We start from the raw sequence: 18,580 nt of genomic DNA, 5'->3' as shown, positions 1-18,580 counted from the left end.
CAATCAAGTTTACCGCAGTCCCCATACTCTGCTCTTGGGCCGCGTCAGTACGGCATTAGGGCAGCGTCAAGTAGCCGAACCCCAGCTGCCAGCAGCCCCCGTCGTCGATCCTCTCCAGCACCATCCGCTGCAGCGAAGTCCGGCGCGGCAGTGAAGCCAGCTTCGTCATACTGCTGCGGGTCCGGAAGGTGAAGTAGACGGCGTCAGTGGGGGTATCGAGCGGGTGGCCGTAGGGTGTGAATCGGCTGGCGAACCTGACAATGTTTGAGTCCGGGGGCAGCCGGCCTGGAATGTAGGGGTCGAGCAGCCAGGACGCGCAGTCGGCAATCCGCACGGGGTGGTCCGGGAAGTGCCGGGAAAAGAACGGCCGGGCCAGCTCCAGGCTTGCCTGCACGGTTTCCGGGCCCAGGCCGCCGGATTCAGGAATATGGATTCCCAGCAGCCAGTCGCAGGGCCCGGTACCGGGAATCCCGCCTCCCGCGGCGGCCTCCGGCCCGCGGTGCAACAGGTACTGCAGCCGGCCAAGCTGGTAGAGGCGTCCGGTAAAGTGATGGATCAGCCAGGTGTGGGTGTCCATTCCGAAGCGTCCGTGAACCCGGCGGTTGATCTCCAGATTGCGGCCAACATCGGCCAGCGTCGCGCGAGTGATCTCATCGGCAATGCCACATTCGTTATGCCAACTAACGAGCTCCGGGGTAAACCTGAGATAAGCCTCTATCCACGCCGTTTCGCCCGCCTGCGCCCGAACCGGAGTTTCGGCGGAACCCGCGCTGAGGTTTCCACGCAGTGCAGCGAGGACCTCGACGGCGGCGCTGCTGGGCGGGCCTTCCAGCAGCTGCGTGCAGGCCCCGCGGTCCGCTGCTCCCACGGCCAGATAGGTCAGGATCTGTTCGGTAGTCAGCAGCGGAGCGTCCATCATGCTCTCCAGCCTAACCGGCGGTTCATTGGCTCATCGCGGCGCGCAAATCTCAGTGCCCGAACGGGTCCGGATCCACCCCGGGCAGCCAGCTCAGCCCGGGGATGCCCCAGCCTTGGTCCTTGGACAGCCGCCTGGCCTTGCGCCGGTAGCGGTCGTTAAGCCGGTCCACGTAGAGCTTTCCGTCCAAGTGATCGTATTCATGCTGCATGCAGCGGGCAAACCAGCCGGTCGCCTCGAATTCGAGCAGGGCCCCGTGCGCATCAAAGCCGGTGAGGCGCGCCCAATCGGCGCGTTTGAGCGGGAAATGCTCGCCGGGGACGGAGAGGCAGCCCTCGGTTTCCTCCTCCGGATCAGGGGCCTTGCCGGAGATTTTACCGAGTGAAATCGAAGGGTTCACCAGCACGCCGCGGTCGGGGACGCCGTCGTCGTTCTCCATCTGATAGGTGAAGATGCGCAGTCCCACACCGATCTGCGGGGCTGCCAGGCCCACGCCGTTCGCAACGTCCATCGTTTCAAACATGTCCGAGATCAATCTCTGCAGGTCGCCGTCAAAAGACTTGACCTCCTCCGCGCGGCGATGCAGCACGGGCTCGCCCCAAATGGTGACGGGATGAACGGTCATTGGGCAATACCGCGGCCGATTACGTCGCGCATGATTTCGTTGGTCCCGCCGAAGATGGTCAGCAACCGGGACGCCAGGAAGGCCTGCGCCACCGGGTATTCCAGAATGTAGCCGTAGCCCCCATGCAGCTGCAGGCAGCGGTCCGTGATGGACTTGACCCGTTCGCTGGCCCAGAGCTTCGCGCGGGCGGCCGAGACGGCGTCCAGCCGGCCGTCGTTGAACGCCAGCACGGCACGGTCCACGTAGCCCTCGGTGACTTCAACTTCGGTCAGGATGTCCGCCAGCACGAACCGGCTGTTCTGGAAATCGATGATCCGCTCACCGAAGGCGTTGCGCTCCTTGGTGTAGGCTACGGTCGCTGCATAGACGGAACGGGCGACGGCGGCCGACGCCACGGCGATGGCCAGCCGGCCCTGCGGGAGCTGCGCGGCACAGTACTCAAGGCCGCTGCCCAGCTCGCCAACCAGGTCGGCGGCAGGGACGCGGACGTTGTCGAAGAACAGCTCCGCCGTATCGGAGGCCTTCAGCCCTATCTTGTCCAGCTGCTTGCCGGTGCTGTAGCCGGCACCCTTGGCGACCATGAACAGAGAATAGGACTTGTGCGCACCCCGGCCGGTGCCGCCGTCGGTCCGGGCCAGTACCAGTGCTGCGTCACCGGAAATCCCATTTCCAATGAAAGTCTTCTGACCCGAAATCAGCCAGTCATCCCCGTCCTGCACGGCCTTGGTACGCACCCCGCGCAGATCCGAACCGGCGCCGGGCTCGGTCCAGGCAACCGAGGTGACAATTTCGCCGGAGGCCATGCCCGGCAGCCACCGGCCCTTCAGGTCTTCCGAGCCGTAAGCCAGCAGGTGCGGGAGGACCATGTCGTCGTGCAGATGAAAGGCCAGGCCGACGGCGAGATGGTTGGCTTTGGCGAACTCCTCGTCCATGACGGCGCGGAACCGGTAGTCCGTCATGCCCATGCCGCCGAATTCCTCGGGCACTGCCAGCCCCAGCAGTCCCTGTTCACCCGCTGCGGTCCACAGGTTGCGGGGCATCATATGGTCGGCGTCCCACTGCGCATAGTGCGGAGCAACCTCGCGGGAGTTAAACTCCTGTGCCACCTCGCGGAACAGCTCGTGGTCTTCCTCATAGAATTTGCGCTGCATGCCGGAGGCTCCTGTCGAATATTGACGGAAGCTTCGCTTCCGTGCGGGTACGCTCATGTCCATTGAACATGACGAAGGCCGCACCGGATAATTCCAGGGCGGCCTTAGTCGTTACTTTCCTCGGGGTGAGATACGGGGGTTGAACCCGCGACCTCCTGGACCACAACCAGGCGCTCTGCCAACTGAGCTAATCCCACCATGTGCCTGTACAGTTCCGGCGGACCGGAGTGAATATGGCAACGGCAAACAGTCTACCTGCTCCTGGAGGGTGCTGGTGACACGGACCCGAAATCAGGGCGTGCCTGCACCCGAGAGCGGCCGGGATTCTGCCAATTTTCGGGCAAAAAAGTCCGCAAAATCCTCCCGTCAATCGCGGTATTGCTGCGAAATCTTTTTTGCGGTGGCCGAATCCGGGCCCGGTGCTGGGACGAAGACTGCCTCGCGGTAGTACTTGAGTTCGTTAATCGAATCCTGAATGTCACCCAGTGCGCGGTGGCCGCCGGTCTTGGGCGGCGACTGGAAGTAGGCGCGGGCGTACCAGCGGCGGGAGAGTTCCTTGATGGTGGAAACGTCGATGACGCGGTAATGCAGATGTTCGACGACCTCAGGCATATCGCGCGCAAGGAACATCCGGTCCGTTCCCACGGAGTTCCCGCCCAGCGGTGCCTTGTTCGGCTCCGGAACGTATGTTTTGATGTACGCGAGTACCTGTTCCTGCGCCTCGTCCATGGACAATCCATGCGGGAGTTCATCGAGCAGCTTCGAGGTGGTGTGCATGTCGCGGACAAAGTCACCCATTTGGGCCAGTGCCTGCGGCTCGGGGCGGATAATGACGTCCAATCCCTCGCCAAGGATGTTCAATTCTGAATCTGTTACCAGTACTGCCACTTCAATGAGGGCATCCGCCGCCAGATCCAGACCTGTCATCTCGCAGTCAATCCATACAATGCATTCGTTAGTTATAGGCACCAGTCAAATGTACAGTCTTGCCTAAGCGGTCCTGCCGCCGGACGGGACCGGCTACATGGAACGGTTTCAACCCGGGTGCGTCGACAACCCGGTGCTAAAATAACTAATCAATTCACGTTACCGGAACTCCCATTTACCAGCTGCGGACAATCGCCCTCGGGCACCAGAGGATTTTAGACAGATGACGGCAGGCGATTCGCGGGTGGGCACGAGCGGCCAGCGGTCTGCCACTCGGGCACCTGCGGACACAGCGGCCGGCGCGTCCCACCCCGGCCCGAAGGCATATGTCGCCACCGTCCAGGGGTTCATCGGATCCGTAATGATGTTTGTTGGTTCCATCGGTGCCGGCTGGATCGCCAATGGATCGCCGATGATCCGCAATCCACTGGTGATCGCTCTGCGCACCGAGGGCTGGGGGGTAACCACTTCCACCCTATTGCTGACGCTCGGAGCCATGCTGCTGATGCGCTCCTGGCTTCGGTTAGGTCAGCGGCTGCATCAGTGGGACCCTGGCGCGTTGCGCTCGGTGATCATTGCCGTCGCGGCCTGGTCCGCGCCGATGCTGTTTGCCGTGCCGATCTTTTCCCGCGATGTCTACGCCTATACGGGGCAGGGCCGGCTGATGCTGGAGAACCTGAACCCCTACACTACGGGGATTTCAACCCTCAGCAATTGGTTTTCCCTCGGGGCCGATCCGGCGTGGGCGGAGGCCAAAACACCATACGGGCCGTACTTCCTCTGGCTCGAGCGGGCAGTAGTGCAAATCACCGGAGCCCAGCCGGACGCCTCGGTTTTCCTGTTCCGCCTGCTGGCTGTGGCCGGCGTCGGCCTTTGCATCTTATACGTGCCCAAGTTGGCCAGGCTGCACGGGCTCAGCGGCGCCCGTGCGCTCTGGATTTCCGTCGCCAATCCGCTCTTTCTCATCAGTTTCGTCGCCAGTGCTCATAACGATGCGCTGATGGTGGGGCTCGCGGTCGCCGGCACCTACTTTGCTGCCACCAGACGTCCCGTATGGGGTATTTTGCTGGTGACGGCTTCCATCGGTGTGAAACCGATAACGGTGCTGCTGCTGCCGTTTATTGGCCTCTTGTGGGCCGGTCCGGCTGCGTCACTGGGACGGAAGTTTTTCTATTGGGGCGCGACGGCGGCGATCAGCTTCGGCGTGCTTGCCGTCAGCGGCATCCCCTACAACCTCGGACTCGGCTGGGTCTGGGCCATCCTGGATCCCACCCCGGGGTTCACCGGCTACTCGCCGTCGGGTTTCCTTGGGCAGTGGTTGGCCGGGCTGGCCAACCTGCTGGGGCTGCACGGGGGAATGCTGGCATCCCTGCTGCGGACCGTGCTTAAGTGGGCCGGTGTGGGCATAGTGGTCCTGCTGATGTTCCGCGGCGACTACTCAAGGCTTATCCGTCGGATGGCCCTCGCCTTCGCCGCCGTCGTCATGCTTTCCCCCATTATTCAGCCGTGGTATGTGCTCTGGTTCATCCCCTTCCTGGCCGTGACCGGTATCCGCAACGACTGGCAGATCAAATCGCTGTATGTGGTCATCACGTTCTTTGTGGTGTTTGGCGCACAGGATCAGCTCTCCGTCTGGTCTTTTGTCCAGCTTCCGGTCCATGCGTCCACGCTGGCCTACGTGGTGGCACTGGCGTTCATTATCTACTTGTTGTTCGTCGACGTACACACTAAAAAGCTCCTGCTGCACAGGGGCCTTAGGGGATTACTGAGCGGCCGGAAGGGAGCCGGTGACCAAGCCGGCCTCGGGAGCGCCGCCTCCGGCGGCAGAGAAGCCGTGGGTGGGGAAGCACCGGCCACGGCGGCCTTACCGCTGGTTCGCGTCCAGGTTATGCCCACGGCCGGGACCGGGGCAGTGGCCGGTTCCACAGCTGCGGCAGGGCCCGTCAACGCGCCGCCGGCAGTGCCAGCGGCCGCGCCGATGCCCATCGACGGGACGGAGCCTGCCGCCGGCAAGACCCCGGACTGAGTTGGGTCCGCAACTGGCTGCGAACCAGCACACCTGCTGAAGCACCAGCGCTGGTCCACGGCCGGTGCGGCAAATTGGCAGCGAACACCGGGAGCAGCGACCGGCTCAGCCCGCGTTCAGCCTGCGGGCAGCGACCAGCTCAGCCTGCGTTCAGCGACCAGCTCAGCCGGGGTCAGCCTGCGGGAGCGGAAACGGTTCCGGTCACGGGCCGGGGCCTTCGCGCCAGTTCCACTGTCCGCCGAATGGACCAGTACAGCAGAACCACCAGCAGCACATTGCGGGCAGTCAGCACCGCCGCCATCACCGGATTCGCGTGGATCAGTGGAGTGTAAAACAGCGGATAAATCACGAACGTGGTGACGGCGATTGCCATCAGCAGCGCCGCGGGAACCTTCCACCGGTCCCAGTCATGCGTCAGTCCCGCAATGATGACGGGGGCCAGCCAGATAATGAACTGCGGTGAGCCCACTTTGTTGAAGACAATGAAGGCGGTCGTCATCATCAGCGCACCCTCGAGGAACAGTTCCTCGCGTTCGGCACCCTTACGCAGCGCCCACACCAGCAGCAGTGCCGCCACCGCCGCCGCCAGCAGGAACAGCGGCTGCATCATCACGGCCGCCGTCGCCGCGCCGGGGCCATAGACCTCAGTTGAATTGATGGCGGGATTGTCTGCAATCTTTGCACCGCCAATGCGAAAAACGCTCAACCAGACCCAGGGCGTAGAGAACGTGGCTTCCAATTGCATGCCGCGTTCGCCCTGGTTGGTGAGGAAATCGAACAAATGATTCCCGCCGCCGGCCAGGAATGTGCCCAGCACCACCACCGCGCTGACCAGTGCGCCGGTGGCCAGGATTTTCACCCGCTTCCTGCTGACAATGACAATGGGTGCGATAACCGCCGCAGGCCAGACCTTGATCCAAGTGGCAATGCTGAGCAGGACGGTGGCCACCAGCGGTCTTTTGGCGGCGAAGAGCAGCGCGACCAGGACGATCGGGGCCGTAATGCCCTCCACACGGGCAAAGCTCAAATAACCCATAAAAACGGTGAAGACGAGCCACCACCACGCCGGAGCGATACCGCTGACCCGGCGCGTGCCGCGGGTCAGGTACAACATGGCGCCGGCATTGAGCACCGTGATGATGAGCATCCAGATCAGCAGGTAGACGTCCGGGCCGGCAATGTTGGCCAGGAAGATGGGAATCTGGGCCAGTACAGGGTAGACCCAGGGGCTGATGTTCCCCTCCAGATCCGGCGGATTAAAACCCTCCAGCGCCCACTGCCGGTACTGTTCAGTGTCGCTGAATGTTGTGCCGTGGATGACGAACGACATCATCCAGGCAAGATAGTACAGATGGACCACGGCAAAGCCCCACCAGATACTGCCGGGCCGTGCGAACCACGCCACTGCTGCCGGTGGTAAAAGCGCACCGCGGACGCGAAGCAGCAGCGCAAAGAATTTTACCGAAATCTTAGGACTCCTTGACGACGTCAACAGGCTCGTCGGCCCGTTTGCCCAGCACATAGAGGCGTCGGACTGACCAGCAGAAGAGCACTACCAGAAGGACATTCCGGATGGTCAGCACCAGCGCCATCAACGGGTTGTTGTGGCTCAGCGCGTCATAGAACAGTGGATACACAAAGAACGTGGCTACGGCAATGCCGATCAGCATGGCGGCAGGCACGCGCCATTCCTTCCAGCAGTGCGCCAGCCCGACGGCGACCGCCGGGGCCAGCCAGACCATGAACTGGGGCGAGCCGACCTTATTAAAGACGACGAACGCCGTCGCCATTGTCAGCGAACCGGCCAGCAGCAGCTCGGTGCGGTCCACGCCGCCGCCTTGTCCGCGATGGCGGTTGCCGTTATGCAGCGCCCAAAAGATCAGTCCGGCCACCAGGAGTGCGGCAACAATGAGCAGCGGCTGCATCAGGTAGGACATCAAGGCCGTACCGGGCCCATCGACCTGCATGGAGTTGATGTCCGTATTCATGTACATCCGCGTGCCGCCGGCGTTCAGTACGGACAGCCAGAGCCACGGCGTGGTGAACGTCGCCTCGAGCTGCATGCCGCGGTCGCCTTGTTCGGTCAGGAAATGGAACAACTTGGGCAGGACACCCAAGGACAGTGCCGCGACTGCCACCGCAGCGGTGACCAGAACGCCGGCAGCCAGTACGCGAAGGCGCGCCTTCGCGACGGTGAAGAGCGCCAGCACGACGGCGGCGGGCCAGACCTTAACCCACGTCGCGATGCTCAGCAGCACGGACGCCACAAACGGATTGGCGACGCCATAGACGAGCGCGATGAGCACGATCGGGGCCGTCAGGCCGTCCACGCGGGCAAAACCCAGCCAGCCCATCAGGAAAACGAAAACCAGCCACCACCACGCAGCCTTGATCGCAGGGCGGTTCTTTCCCCAAGCGGTGAGCTTGCCCACCGCCAGGCCGTTAAGGACGGTGATCATCAGGACCCAGATCAGCAGAAAAAGACCCTTGCCCGCGATGCCGGCGATCGCTATCGGCAGCAGCGCCAGGATTGGATAGACCCATGGGCTGGGACCGCCGGAAAGGTTCTCATCCCGGAAGCCAGCGGCGGCCCAGTCGCGGTAGATGAACGTGTCACTGAAAGCTTGCCCCTGGACCACCCAGATCATCATGAAACCGATAAAAAACAGGTGGATAGCGATGAATCCCCAGAGTAGGCCGCGGGGACTGTTTAGCCGCGCAGCCTTTGCATCGGGGAGGATCCGTTGCCGGGACCGCGTCAAGGCGCCGAAAAATGAGTCGGTAGAAATGTGAGCAGTCCTTCTCGGAGGTGGCTTGTCAGATACAGCGTGCCGGCTAATGCCGCAGATGCAGCCCGCAAATGAGGCGGCAGAGGTTTGTTGCACCTTGATATTACCGCAGGACGCCGCCGTGTCCGTGATCGGGTCAGCCGCCGGTGTTAGAATCGCCGTAGTCCAAACGGTATCTTCGGATGGCGGGATCAGCGGCAATCTGCCAGCCGATTGTTGCCTGTTGTGAGCAACTGACAAGGCAGAGCTTTTCAAAACAGCGCATTTCCTGACCGAAGAGGACTGTTCTTTCATGTTGACCGACAAACCGCGCCGGGACCGCTCAGCGGACCCCGCGGAAGCCCCGGTCAGTGGCGGCCTGGTAGGGATAGCAGGTCGTCTGGCGGCGTGGTCGCACAAGGGCGACGCCGGCGCTCCCGGGTCCGTGAAGATTGCTTTGTGGCAGGGATTTGTCGCCTCAATGTTGATGTTGCTCGGTTCGATTGGTGTCGGCTGGCTTGCCAAGAGCTCGACGCTGATCCGTGTTCCGGTTTTCATCGCCGCGCGGACAACTCCGGTAGGTGTCATTACCTGTACGGTGCTGCTTTGTTTCGGGGCGCTCTTGCTGGTCCGGTCGTGGCTGCGGCTGGCGCAGCGGATAGGTTCCTGGGACAGGTCGGCCCGGCCCGTGCTGTTCAAGGCCCTCTTGCTGTGGGGACTCCCGCTGATGCTTGCCCTGCCGCTGTTCAGCCGGGATCTCTACGCCTATATCGGCCAGGGCCGGCTGATGAGTCAGGGGCTGAATCCTTACACCAACGGGATATCGGCGCTGAATAACTATTACCAGCTGGGCCCGGATACGCTCTGGACCGAAGCGCCCACGCCTTACGGGCCGCTCTTTCTGTGGATTGAGCAGTTCGCCGTGTGGGTCGGGTTCGGTATCCCGGAAATTTCTTTGCTGACATTCCGGCTGGCGGCCGGAGCCGGGGTGGTGCTGCTGGCAGTTTTTGTCCCCAAGCTGGCGGCGCTGCATGGGGTCAACCCCGAGCGGGCCCTCTGGCTGACCGTGCTGAATCCGGTCCTGCTGATTAACTTCGTCGCGAGCGCGCACAATGATTCGCTCATGCTTGGTCTGGTCGTGGCCGGCGTGTATTTCGCCGCCACCGGGAAACCACTGGTGGGAATTGTGCTGATCACCGCTTCCATCGCCATCAAACCGATCACCCTTATCGCTCTGCCGTTCGTTGGCCTATTGTGGGCTGGTTCCGGCGCCGGATGGCGACGAAAGTTCACTTGCTGGGGTGCGACGTTGGTTCTGTCAATGGGCCTGTTATGGATCGCGGGTGCGGTTAATGGCCTTGGATTCGGTTGGGTGGCGGCCCTGCGTACCTCCTCAACCGTATGGATCTGGTATGCGCCGATCGGTTCGCTGGGCGCCATATTGGGATTCTTCACCGACCTTTTCGGCGGTGCGGGGGAGGCAGCGACTTCCGTCGTGCATCTGATCGGGACGGTACTGTCCGTTCTCGCCGTCCTCTGGCTGGCCTTCCGCGGCACAACCGGACCTAACTTCAGCACCACCATCCTGCGCCGGATGGCGTGGGCGTTTGCCGCCGTCGTCCTGCTGGCCCCGATGATCCAGCCGTGGTACATGGTTTGGCTGCTCGTATTTTTCGGCCTTACTGGCATCAAGGAGAACTGGCAGCTGCGCATGGTGTTGTTCCTGACCGCGTTTTTTGTGCTGGTCGCGCTGACCGACCAGCTGAGCGTTTTCCAATGGATACCGATCGGCGTGGTCCGCGCGGTGGCAATTGTCGTAGGAGTGTCCTTCGCGCTGTACATGGTTTTCATTGATCGGAAAACGCGCGTGCTGTTCCTTCGCCCTGTGGACCTGCCCTAACCCCGCCTGCCGGATCGGAGCCTGCGGAGGGTTGACGGCACCGGGTGGCCATGATGTGCTGGGCCATACCGGACAGTCAAGCAGCAGGCTGGCACCGGGCCACGCAGACAGCACCTTTCGTCTCGTTCACGGTTGGAGACACCTCATGGCATCCGAAATGACAGACCGCACGCCCCCCACTGCAGAGCTTGATTCCTTAACGGCTAAGGCCACACGCCGATATCTCCCGCCGGGTCATTTTCGCGACGATGACCCGGCCGATGATTATGCCGACGTCAGCGCAAAAGAGGTTGACTGGGACATGGAAGATGAATTCCTGGACGGCGAAGAGGTCGTCGTGCGCCGCTAACGGCGTGTCCGCGGGACCTCACCCTATCGGATTCCGGACCGTCTGGAGGTGAACATGAGAATTGTCGTCATCGGCGCCACCGGGCATGTGGGCGGGTACCTGATTCCCCGGCTCGTCGGGGCAGGGCACGAAGTACTGGCGATGAGCAGGGGACTGCGGTCCCCATACCGCCAGGATCCGGCATGGCAGCAGGTGGTGCGGATTACCGCAGACCGCGAGGCAGAGGACGCGGCCGGCACCTTCGTCGGCCGCATTGCGGATCTGAAAGCCGACGTCGTGGTCGATATGGTGTGTTTCACCGCTGAGTCGGCCCGGCAGCTCGTGGAACCGCTGCGCAGGAGCGGGACCACGCTGCTGTCCTGCGGGAGCATCTGGGTGCACGGGCCGGCGGTGGAGGTGCCCGTCACCGAGGACGCAGCACGCCATTCCCTTGGGTCCTACGGCATCGGCAAGGCGGCTATCGAAGCGGTTCTGCACGACGAGTCCCGCAATCGGGGCCTGCGCTCGGTGGTCCTGCATCCCGGGCATATCAGCGGGCCGGGATGGCCGGTGATTAATCCTGCCGGGAATCTGGATCTCGGAGTCTGGCAGCAGCTCGCAGCGGGGGAGCGCGTCACGTTGGCGAACTTCGGCCTCGAGACGGTGCATCATGTCCATGCTGACGACGTTGCCCAGGCTTTCGCGCTCGCACTCGATCCGCCGCCATCGGCCATCGGTGAAAGCTTCCATATCACTTCGCCGCGGGCGCTCACGCTTCGGGGCTTCGCGGAGGCAGCGGCACGCTGGTTCGGGAAGGAAGCGAACCTCGAATTTGTGCCGTTTGAGCAATTCCGGCAGCTGACCGCCGCGGGGCACGCCGACGTCAGCTTTGAGCACATCTCGCGCAGTCCATCCATGAGCATCGCGAAAGCCGCGCAGATACTGGGCTATGAGCCGCGATACACGTCCCTGCAGGCGGTCGCCGAGGCGGTTCACTGGCTCCGCGACGCCGGCCAATTAGTCCTGACTCCGGGCGCGGGAAGCCACTGACAACGTCGTATCAACCATCCGTCAGGTAGCGGGCTCAGGTTCACGCGCTCCATGTCCGGAGCGGATGTCAACGGTGCCGGGTTCCCTGGCCGGCCAGTATGGCGCGGTATCCTTCGCGGAAGCTCGGGTAGGCAAACTCAAAGCCCGTGCTGCGGAGCAGCGCATTGCTGCAGCGTTTGTTGGCGCGCGGGGCGGCACCGGGGGCACCAGCGGGACCGGCTTCCTTCGGCGGCATCCGCTGCCCAAGTTCGGCAGCCAAAAACCCCAGTACGTTGCCGAGTTCTGCCGGGCAGTCATCGACGCCGATATACATGTTCGCCGGCTCGCTCACGCGCGTGGTCAGATGGACAATGGCGGCTGCCGCGTCGTCGCGGTGGATACGGTTGGTGAACTGCGGCTGGTCCGGATGCCTGGCCGTGCCATTGCGGACCTGGTCTATCAGCATCGTCCGACCGGGTCCGTAAATCCCGGCTAGGCGAAGTACGACGGCGTCCGGATGCCGTGAGTGCAGCAGTTCCTCCGCCGTCCGCAGCACTTTAGCGGTCGCCGTCGTCGGTTCCGCCGGTGTGCTCTCGTCGATGGAGTCGCCGCCGGAATCCCCATATACAGCGGTGGAGGAGATGACAAGAATCCGTTCGGGCCGGACGCGGTCGCGGTCCAGTGCATCAAGGACATTGGTCAGCACATCCACGTAGGCGGCCCGGTAGGCGTCCACCGTCCGCTGACCCGCAGCAGCCGCGACGACGACGATGCGGGTCTCCGGCGGGACCGGCGGCAGGGCACGCGTCAGGTCCACAGCCGATCCTTCGATGCCGGCGGGAAGGTTTTGCGGGCGGCGGCGCCAACCCAGGACGCGATGTCCGGCGGCGGCGAAGCGCAGCCCTGCCTCGGTGCCCAAATCGCCGCATCCCGCCATTAGCACCGTCATGGATGACAGTCTACTAGGGTGGCGCGGGCGGCAGCGCGACGGGCCGGCACGCGCCATCCTGGGTCCCTTTGACGCTGTAAGGTGACGCTAAATGGTCTATCGAGAGAGTCCCCGCATGAAGCGCACGTTTATGGTTTCGGAAAGCATCCTCATCCGTGCTGATCCCTTGTCCCTCTATGAACGGATCAGCGACGTCACGCGGATGGGAGAGTGGAGCCCGGAAAACCTGGGCGCGACCGTCCACAACGGACGGACCGGCCGTGGCGACGCCGGACGGGAAGGCGGCGCAGCTGAGGCATATGTGGGGATGGTCTTTGACGGGCGGAATAAGCGCGGACGTTTTGGCTGGACCACGCGGTGCACCGTCACGGCGGCTGAACCCGGCCGCCGATTCGCATTTAAGGTGCACGCCATCGGGGCGAAAATTCCCCGCCTGCGCGGACGGATCGCTACCTGGGAGTACAGCTTTGAAGCCGCTGATACTCAGACACGGGTTACGGAAAGCTGGACTGACGATAGGCGCGCATGGCCCAATCTGCTGGCAAGGGGCTTTGATGCTGTGGTCACCGGCGGCCGGACGTTCGCGCAGTTTCAAAGCGGAAATATCAAGAAGACGCTGAAGACCCTCAAGGCCGCTGTGGAGGGCTGATTCCGGCTGAAGCCTATGCTGTGGCCGGCCGGAAAGGCCGAACCAAGCGGCGGACCCGGCTGCTGGATCGGCCGGCGGTCCGGGTTCGCACGGCAACGCTGCCGCCGTCGGCCGCTTTGACGGCGCTGACCTCAACGCCGGCGCCGCGGGAGGCTTTGAACGCAAACCACGCCAGTGGGCGGCGTTGACTCTTGTTGTAGATCCGGTGCGGCACCCTCCCCGACGCTTCAACACCGTATCCGGCCGCGGCTATTACACTCGGCAGCAGGACACGGGTCGCCTCAGCATAACCGCGCGCGGACGGGTGCAGCCGATCGGTCGAAAACATCAGGACAGGGTCCATTCGAAACGCCGGCCCGACTAAATCACCCAGCGAGACCGTCCGACCCCCGTTGCGCAGCACCACTATCGTCTGGCCCGTTGCCAGCATCCGGCTGACCCAATGGGCCAGGAACCTAAGTGGTTGGAGGATTGGACCCACGGTGCCCATATCCGGGCAGGTGGCCACCACCACCTGGCAGCCAAGCCGCCGCAGTTCCCGCACCGTATCCGCAAGCGCCGCAAGCGCCGCATCAATTCTGCGAAGATGCATGACGTCATTGCCGCCAATAATAATGAGAGCTACCTTCGGATAAATGCCGGCTTCGCGCATCTGCCCAAGCTGGGCCGGAAGGTCAGTCGATTCGGCGCCGAGAACAGCGAAATTCTGTAGCTTCACTGGGCGGCCGGCAGCCGTTGCCAACCCGTTGGCCAGCAGGACGCCCACGGTCTCCTCAGGCGTCCCGACCCCAAACCCCGCTGCCAAAGAATCACCGAGCAACGCAAGCGTGATCGGATCCTCACCGTCTCCGCTACCGAATAGTTCCGCTGGACTGAGAATATTTACTGGTCCCCTTGGCATAAGCCGTCGAGCGGCGAGCAGTCCTTCGGCAGCGGTCAGGATTCCGGCCGCCGACACGGCTACCAGTGCTGCAAGGCCTGCCGCGCTGACGGCCTTCAGCACGGACCTACCGCTGGCGAGGGGCCACCCAGCCTGCGCTTGGGACCAGTCTGGCCGCGGCTGGACGGGTTCGCCGTCGGTGGCCTTTGGCATCATCCGCAGGATATTCATAATCGCTCTTCCGCAAGGACAGCAACAGCAAGCATGCAACAGCTTTCAGCGTAGCGGCTGGACTGCGCCCCTGCATCCGAAAAATGAAAGGAATCCCGTTCTGTCCGCGCCCTGTACGCTGAAGATTATGGCTGAATACCCCTTGCCGCCGACCACCGAACGTCTAAAGTTACGTCGTTTCACGGGAGCGGACCTCGACCCGTTTTTCGCATACCAGTCGCTCCCGGAGACTGCCCGTTATCTGCTGAATGAACCACGGACCTATACCGAATGCATGGCGCGAATCGCGATGTATGTAGACTCCAGCTTCGACAAACCGGGGGATTGGGCGTCGTTCGCCATCGAAAGAGCGGACACACCAGGCTTCCTGGGCGAAATCGCGCTAAAATGGGACCTTAGCGCGGAAGGCGCATCGAAGACAGGCGAAATCGGCTGGACCCTTATCCCCGATGCCCGCGGCAAGGGGTTTGCCACGGAGGCGGCTGCAGCCGTCCTTGAGCTGGCGTTCGGGAAGCTGAACTTCCACCGCGTTCAGGCGCGGCTGGACGAGCGCAATACAGCATCGGCGGCAGTTTGTGAGCGTTTGGGTATGCGACGGGAGGCACTCTTAGCCGAGAACTATTTCTTGAAAGGCGAATGGACCAGCGAACTGATCTATGCCCTGCTGATCAAGGACTGGAGACAGTCCGGTGCAGCTACCAGGCGTGCTTTTCCTGCGTAGTGCCATAGGGAACTTCTTCGCTGACGGAGACCGTGAACAAATCCGACGCGTGCCGGGTGATCAGAACGCCGTGGCGTGCGTGCATGGCCTTCTCGCGCGACATCTCGACCGCGGCATTAAGCTCGGCATCCATGGTGGCCTTGTCTGTAACCGTGACCCGTAGGCTCAGATCATTGGCTGTTTCAATCATTGTTACTTCCGTATTCGATGGCCGTCCCAGCATAGATAGCTGGTCCGTGAAGCCGATTTTTCTGTGTCCAAGACGACGCTGTCGAAGGCAAAATACGCCCGCTTCCAAACGGGCAATTACGAGTATGGGGCAGACAGACAGCGAATGCAAGTACAGCAGCGTTTAGTGATCAGCAGCACGGTGCGGCTGGGGATTCAGAGACAGCCCAGTCACTGCCATAAGGACTCAGCAAGGAGCGAACGATGTTCCGCTTCCACACTGCAGTTTGTTGGCCAGCCCGTTTGTCAGTTTGTCGCATCCAGCGCCTGATCGATCGGCGTGCTGCCATTGTTGAAGGGAATAACCTTTCCGGTCGTGTGCGGGCGGATAAGGACTCCCGCGGCGACGTGGGCCACGTCCTGGCGGGCGACGTTAGTGCCCGTCAGATCGGCACCAGTTTCAATTTGTCCGGTTCCTTCATCCATGGTCAGCGTACTGGGCGCCAGGATAGTCCACGCCAGATCCGTCTCCTTCAGGTAACTATCTGCAGCGGCCTTGGCCTCCGCGTAAGGGAAGAAACTGTTGTCCTCCGGTACTCCATGATCAGGTTTGGCGCCAAAATAGGAAATCATCACGTAGCGGCCAACTCCGGCAGCTTTGGCGGCATCCATTGAGCGGATCGCTGCATCCCGATCCACAGAATAGGTACGCTCGGCTGAGCCACCGCCGGCTCCGGCCGCAAAGACGACAGCATCGTGGCCCTTCATCTTGCTGGCCAGCTCGGGCGCGGTGAGCTGTTCGATGTCCGCGACGACGGTGGTGGCGCCCGTTGCGGAGACCTCGGCAGCATGGTCGGGATTACGGAAAAATGAGCTGACCTGATGCCCTGTAGACGTGAGGATGCGCGCCAGTTCCAAGGCGACTTTCCCGTGTCCTCCAATAATGGCGATACGTGCCATAACGTTTCCCTCCATAGTCTTCCTTTGTCAGATGGTCTTCCCTACCACTGTAGACATAAGCATCCGGTCAGGACCACCGGGAGTGCCAGGCGGGTAGGGGTTCTGCTTCGGCTCTATTGTGCCGGGCCAAAGCGGTGCAGCTAATAGAGTGGGGCCATGGATGATGCACAGAAATCTAGCCAAATACCGCGCGTTCCCGAGGCGCTGCTGAGGCTGGCTCGGGCCCACGGCGTCGGAACTTCCTTTCGTGGCTGGGATGGGGCTGAACGTGACGTATCGGAAACGACCTTGCGGCAAGTTCTCGCGGCCATGGACGTCCAGACCGGCACCGTTCAGGACATTGAGGGGTCGTTGCTTGCCGCAGAGACGGGCCCCTGGCAGCGACTACTGCCGTCCGTCGTCGTTATTCATGAAGGGCAGCAAAAGAATGTTACTGTCCACGCCCGCGCTGGCAGTGACGTTCAGGTGTGGATTATCGCGGAGGACGGTAGCCGGTATGAAGTGCGCCGGCCCGCAGGGGACCCACAGTTACGCGTTGTTGCCGGCGTCCCGACTTCACGGCTGCTCTTCGCGGTCCCGGAGCAGTTGCCGCTGGGCTGGCACGTTCTGCACGCGGGGTACGACGACGTCACGGCCGAATGCGGACTGGTGGTCACGCCCGCGCGGTTGGCTACTGCCTCCTCGAACGGTCAGCGCAGTTGGGGCTTGATGGCCCAGTTGTATTCCGTGCGGTCTTCGCGTTCCTGGGGGATCGGCGATTTCGCGGATATGGCCGATCTTGCGGCGATATCAGGTGCGGAATACGGTGCCGGTTTCGTGCTGGTCAACCCCCTGCACGCGGGCGATCCGGTACCGCCGGTGGAACCGTCGCCGTATCTGCCCAGTAGCCGGCGGTTCTTTCACCCGCTGTACATTCGAGTTGAGGACATCCCCGAGTACGCCTACCTTTCTGCTGGCGACCGGACCGAGGTGGAGCGGTTGGCGGCGTCCCTGCACCCGGCCAATTACAACGCCGGGATGCTGGACAGGGACACGACCTACACGGCAAAGCTCGCTGCTCTGGAACTCATTCATACCGTGAAACTGGGGCCGGCGCGTTCTGTGCAGTTCAATGCCTTCCTTAATTTTCATGGCCGGGGATTAGACGATTTTGCTCTCTGGTGCTCTTTGGCCGAGAGGTTTCCGGCCGATGCTCCGCAGTGGAGCACCGAATTCTCCGGTCCGGATACGCCCGGTGCTCGGGCCCAGCGGGAGGTGCTTGCAGACCGGATTGGGTTTTACCGGTGGCTGCAGTGGATCTGTGACCAGCAACTGGAGGCGGCGCAGCGGGCCGCGAAGGATGCGGGCATGGGCATTGGCCTAATGCATGATTTGGCCGTGGGGGTCGACACTCATGGCGCGGATGCCTGGATGCTCAATGATGTGCTGGCCTGCGGGGTTACCGTTGGAGCGCCGCCGGACATGTTTAATCAACAGGGCCAGAACTGGACACAGCCACCGTGGCATCCGTCCGCGCTGGAAACAGCAGGCTACGCACCGTACCGGGATATGCTGCGTAATCTTCTGCGGCATGCGGGGGGCATTCGAGTGGATCATATTCTTGGCCTTTTCCGGCTCTGGTGGATTCCGGAAGGTGCCGGCCCGGGCGAAGGGGCGTACGTCTACTATGACCATGAGGCACTCATCGGTATTCTTGCGCTGGAGGCTCAGCGGGCCGGGGCAGTGGTGATCGGCGAGGATCTGGGAGTATTTGAGCCTTGGGTGCGGGATTATTTGGCGGAGCGGGGCATCTTCGGCACATCGATTTTGTGGTTTGAAAGCGAGAACGATGGGCCATTGCCGCCGGAAAAATACCGCCAGGCGTGCCTGACGAGCGTAAATACCCATGACCTGCCACCGACCGCGGGTTACTTGGCCGGCGAGCATGTGTCGCTGCGCGAGTCCTTGGGTTTGCTCAACCGGCCGGTTGAGCAGGAGCGCGCGGCGGATGCCGCTGCGCAGGGACACGTCTTTGAGCTGCTGCGCTCCCGGGGGTTTTTGGCTCCGGGCCACCCTGCCCCGGATGCATCGGGGGAGCTCAACGAAAACGAGGTTCGCAGCACCGTGGAAGCGCTCTATGAGTTCACTGCTGCGACGCCATCGTCCCTCCTTGGAGTCGCGTTGGTGGATGCGGTGGGAGAGACCCGCACGCAAAACCAGCCCGGCACCAGCGATGAGTACCCGAACTGGCGTATTCCACTGGCCGGTCCGGACGGAAAGGTGGTTTTGTTGGATGCTCTCCCCGGGAACGAGCGCCTGGCCTCCTTGGTTGCGGCCATATCGGGACGCCAGCATACTTAGCAGCTAAGAATC

The 18,580-nt window shown here is 62.5% G+C and carries 17 protein-coding genes and 1 tRNA gene; 7 read left to right on the top strand and 11 right to left on the bottom strand.

What is annotated here, in order from left to right; genetic code table 11:
- Nucleotides 1-55: 55 nt before the first annotated feature.
- The 5 genes from IV500_RS06670 to orn all read right to left on the bottom strand — a co-directional run bounded on the left by IV500_RS06670 (nucleotide 56) and on the right by orn (nucleotide 3,661).
- A complete protein-coding gene (locus IV500_RS06670; RefSeq protein ID WP_230854602.1) occupies nucleotides 56-919 on the bottom strand; it encodes an acyltransferase domain-containing protein in 864 nt (287 codons plus the stop codon).
- A 49-nt stretch (nucleotides 920-968) separates the two neighbouring features.
- On the bottom strand, nucleotides 969-1,541 hold the full coding sequence (gene def, locus IV500_RS06665; RefSeq protein WP_196396036.1) for a peptide deformylase: 573 nt from the start codon (nucleotides 1,539-1,541) through the stop codon (nucleotides 969-971).
- Nucleotides 1,538-2,692 (bottom strand): acyl-CoA dehydrogenase family protein, encoded by a 1,155-nt coding sequence (locus IV500_RS06660; RefSeq protein ID WP_196396035.1) that lies wholly within the window; start codon nucleotides 2,690-2,692, stop codon nucleotides 1,538-1,540. The genes def and IV500_RS06660 overlap by 4 nt, the downstream gene beginning before the upstream one ends.
- A 124-nt stretch (nucleotides 2,693-2,816) precedes the next feature.
- Nucleotides 2,817-2,889, bottom strand: a tRNA-His gene (locus tag IV500_RS06655).
- Between the two features lie 169 nt (nucleotides 2,890-3,058).
- Nucleotides 3,059-3,661 (bottom strand): oligoribonuclease, encoded by a 603-nt coding sequence (orn, locus tag IV500_RS06650; RefSeq protein WP_196396034.1) that lies wholly within the window; start codon nucleotides 3,659-3,661, stop codon nucleotides 3,059-3,061.
- Between the two features lie 181 nt (nucleotides 3,662-3,842).
- Here orn and mptB (IV500_RS06645) point away from each other — a divergent pair, with 181 nt between their 5' ends.
- A complete protein-coding gene (gene mptB, locus IV500_RS06645) occupies nucleotides 3,843-5,645 on the top strand; it encodes a polyprenol phosphomannose-dependent alpha 1,6 mannosyltransferase MptB (protein WP_196396033.1) in 1,803 nt (600 codons plus the stop codon).
- A 172-nt stretch (nucleotides 5,646-5,817) separates the two neighbouring features.
- Here the strand turns inward: mptB (IV500_RS06645) and IV500_RS06640 are convergent, their stop codons facing one another.
- Together IV500_RS06640 and IV500_RS06635 are read right to left on the bottom strand one after the other, a co-directional pair.
- Nucleotides 5,818-6,978, bottom strand: a complete 1,161-nt coding sequence (locus IV500_RS06640; protein WP_230854600.1) for a glycosyltransferase 87 family protein — start codon at nucleotides 6,976-6,978, stop codon at nucleotides 5,818-5,820.
- A 136-nt stretch (nucleotides 6,979-7,114) separates the two neighbouring features.
- Nucleotides 7,115-8,407, bottom strand: coding sequence for a glycosyltransferase 87 family protein (locus IV500_RS06635; protein ID WP_230854599.1), 1,293 nt, complete (start codon nucleotides 8,405-8,407; stop codon nucleotides 7,115-7,117).
- 319 nt (nucleotides 8,408-8,726) lie between these two features.
- On the opposite strand from IV500_RS06635, the gene mptB (IV500_RS06630) reads away from it, so the two are divergent.
- From mptB (IV500_RS06630) to IV500_RS06620, 3 genes are all read left to right on the top strand, one after another.
- Entirely contained in the window at nucleotides 8,727-10,313 is a 1,587-nt protein-coding gene (mptB, locus tag IV500_RS06630) for a polyprenol phosphomannose-dependent alpha 1,6 mannosyltransferase MptB (RefSeq protein WP_196396030.1), read from the top strand.
- A gap of 145 nt (nucleotides 10,314-10,458) precedes the next feature.
- Nucleotides 10,459-10,662: a hypothetical protein gene (locus tag IV500_RS06625; RefSeq protein WP_196396029.1), complete on the top strand. Its 204-nt coding sequence runs from the start codon at nucleotides 10,459-10,461 to the stop codon at nucleotides 10,660-10,662.
- A gap of 54 nt (nucleotides 10,663-10,716) precedes the next feature.
- Nucleotides 10,717-11,691, top strand: coding sequence for an NAD-dependent epimerase/dehydratase family protein (locus IV500_RS06620; protein ID WP_196396028.1), 975 nt, complete (start codon nucleotides 10,717-10,719; stop codon nucleotides 11,689-11,691).
- A 67-nt stretch (nucleotides 11,692-11,758) separates the two neighbouring features.
- Here the strand turns inward: IV500_RS06620 and IV500_RS06615 are convergent, their stop codons facing one another.
- Entirely contained in the window at nucleotides 11,759-12,619 is an 861-nt protein-coding gene (locus IV500_RS06615) for an NAD-dependent epimerase/dehydratase family protein (protein WP_196396027.1), read from the bottom strand.
- 115 nt (nucleotides 12,620-12,734) lie between these two features.
- Between IV500_RS06615 and IV500_RS06610 the strand changes: the two genes are divergently transcribed.
- Nucleotides 12,735-13,268 (top strand): SRPBCC family protein, encoded by a 534-nt coding sequence (locus IV500_RS06610; RefSeq protein WP_196396026.1) that lies wholly within the window; start codon nucleotides 12,735-12,737, stop codon nucleotides 13,266-13,268.
- A gap of 13 nt (nucleotides 13,269-13,281) precedes the next feature.
- Here the strand turns inward: IV500_RS06610 and IV500_RS06605 are convergent, their stop codons facing one another.
- Entirely contained in the window at nucleotides 13,282-14,379 is a 1,098-nt protein-coding gene (locus IV500_RS06605) for an SGNH/GDSL hydrolase family protein (RefSeq protein WP_196396025.1), read from the bottom strand.
- A gap of 127 nt (nucleotides 14,380-14,506) precedes the next feature.
- Between IV500_RS06605 and IV500_RS06600 the strand changes: the two genes are divergently transcribed.
- Nucleotides 14,507-15,100: a GNAT family N-acetyltransferase gene (locus IV500_RS06600; protein WP_196396024.1), complete on the top strand. Its 594-nt coding sequence runs from the start codon at nucleotides 14,507-14,509 to the stop codon at nucleotides 15,098-15,100.
- On the opposite strand, the gene IV500_RS06595 is transcribed toward IV500_RS06600, so the two are convergent.
- Nucleotides 15,075-15,290: a hypothetical protein gene (locus IV500_RS06595; protein ID WP_196396023.1), complete on the bottom strand. Its 216-nt coding sequence runs from the start codon at nucleotides 15,288-15,290 to the stop codon at nucleotides 15,075-15,077. The genes IV500_RS06600 and IV500_RS06595 overlap by 26 nt on opposite strands.
- A gap of 284 nt (nucleotides 15,291-15,574) precedes the next feature.
- Nucleotides 15,575-16,228: an SDR family oxidoreductase gene (locus IV500_RS06590; RefSeq protein WP_196396146.1), complete on the bottom strand. Its 654-nt coding sequence runs from the start codon at nucleotides 16,226-16,228 to the stop codon at nucleotides 15,575-15,577.
- 156 nt (nucleotides 16,229-16,384) lie between these two features.
- Here IV500_RS06590 and malQ point away from each other — a divergent pair, with 156 nt between their 5' ends.
- Complete coding sequence (gene malQ / locus IV500_RS06585) at nucleotides 16,385-18,568, top strand: 4-alpha-glucanotransferase (protein ID WP_196396022.1); 2,184 nt, start codon at nucleotides 16,385-16,387, stop codon at nucleotides 18,566-18,568.
- Nucleotides 18,569-18,580: the final 12 nt, after the last annotated feature.

The sequence above is a fragment of the Arthrobacter terrae genome, assembly GCF_015708085.1.
In the GTDB taxonomy this organism is placed as follows: domain Bacteria; phylum Actinomycetota; class Actinomycetes; order Actinomycetales; family Micrococcaceae; genus Arthrobacter_M; species Arthrobacter_M terrae.
The sequence above is the reverse complement of the archived record's forward strand: the minus strand, read 5'-3'. Positions and strand labels throughout refer to the sequence as shown.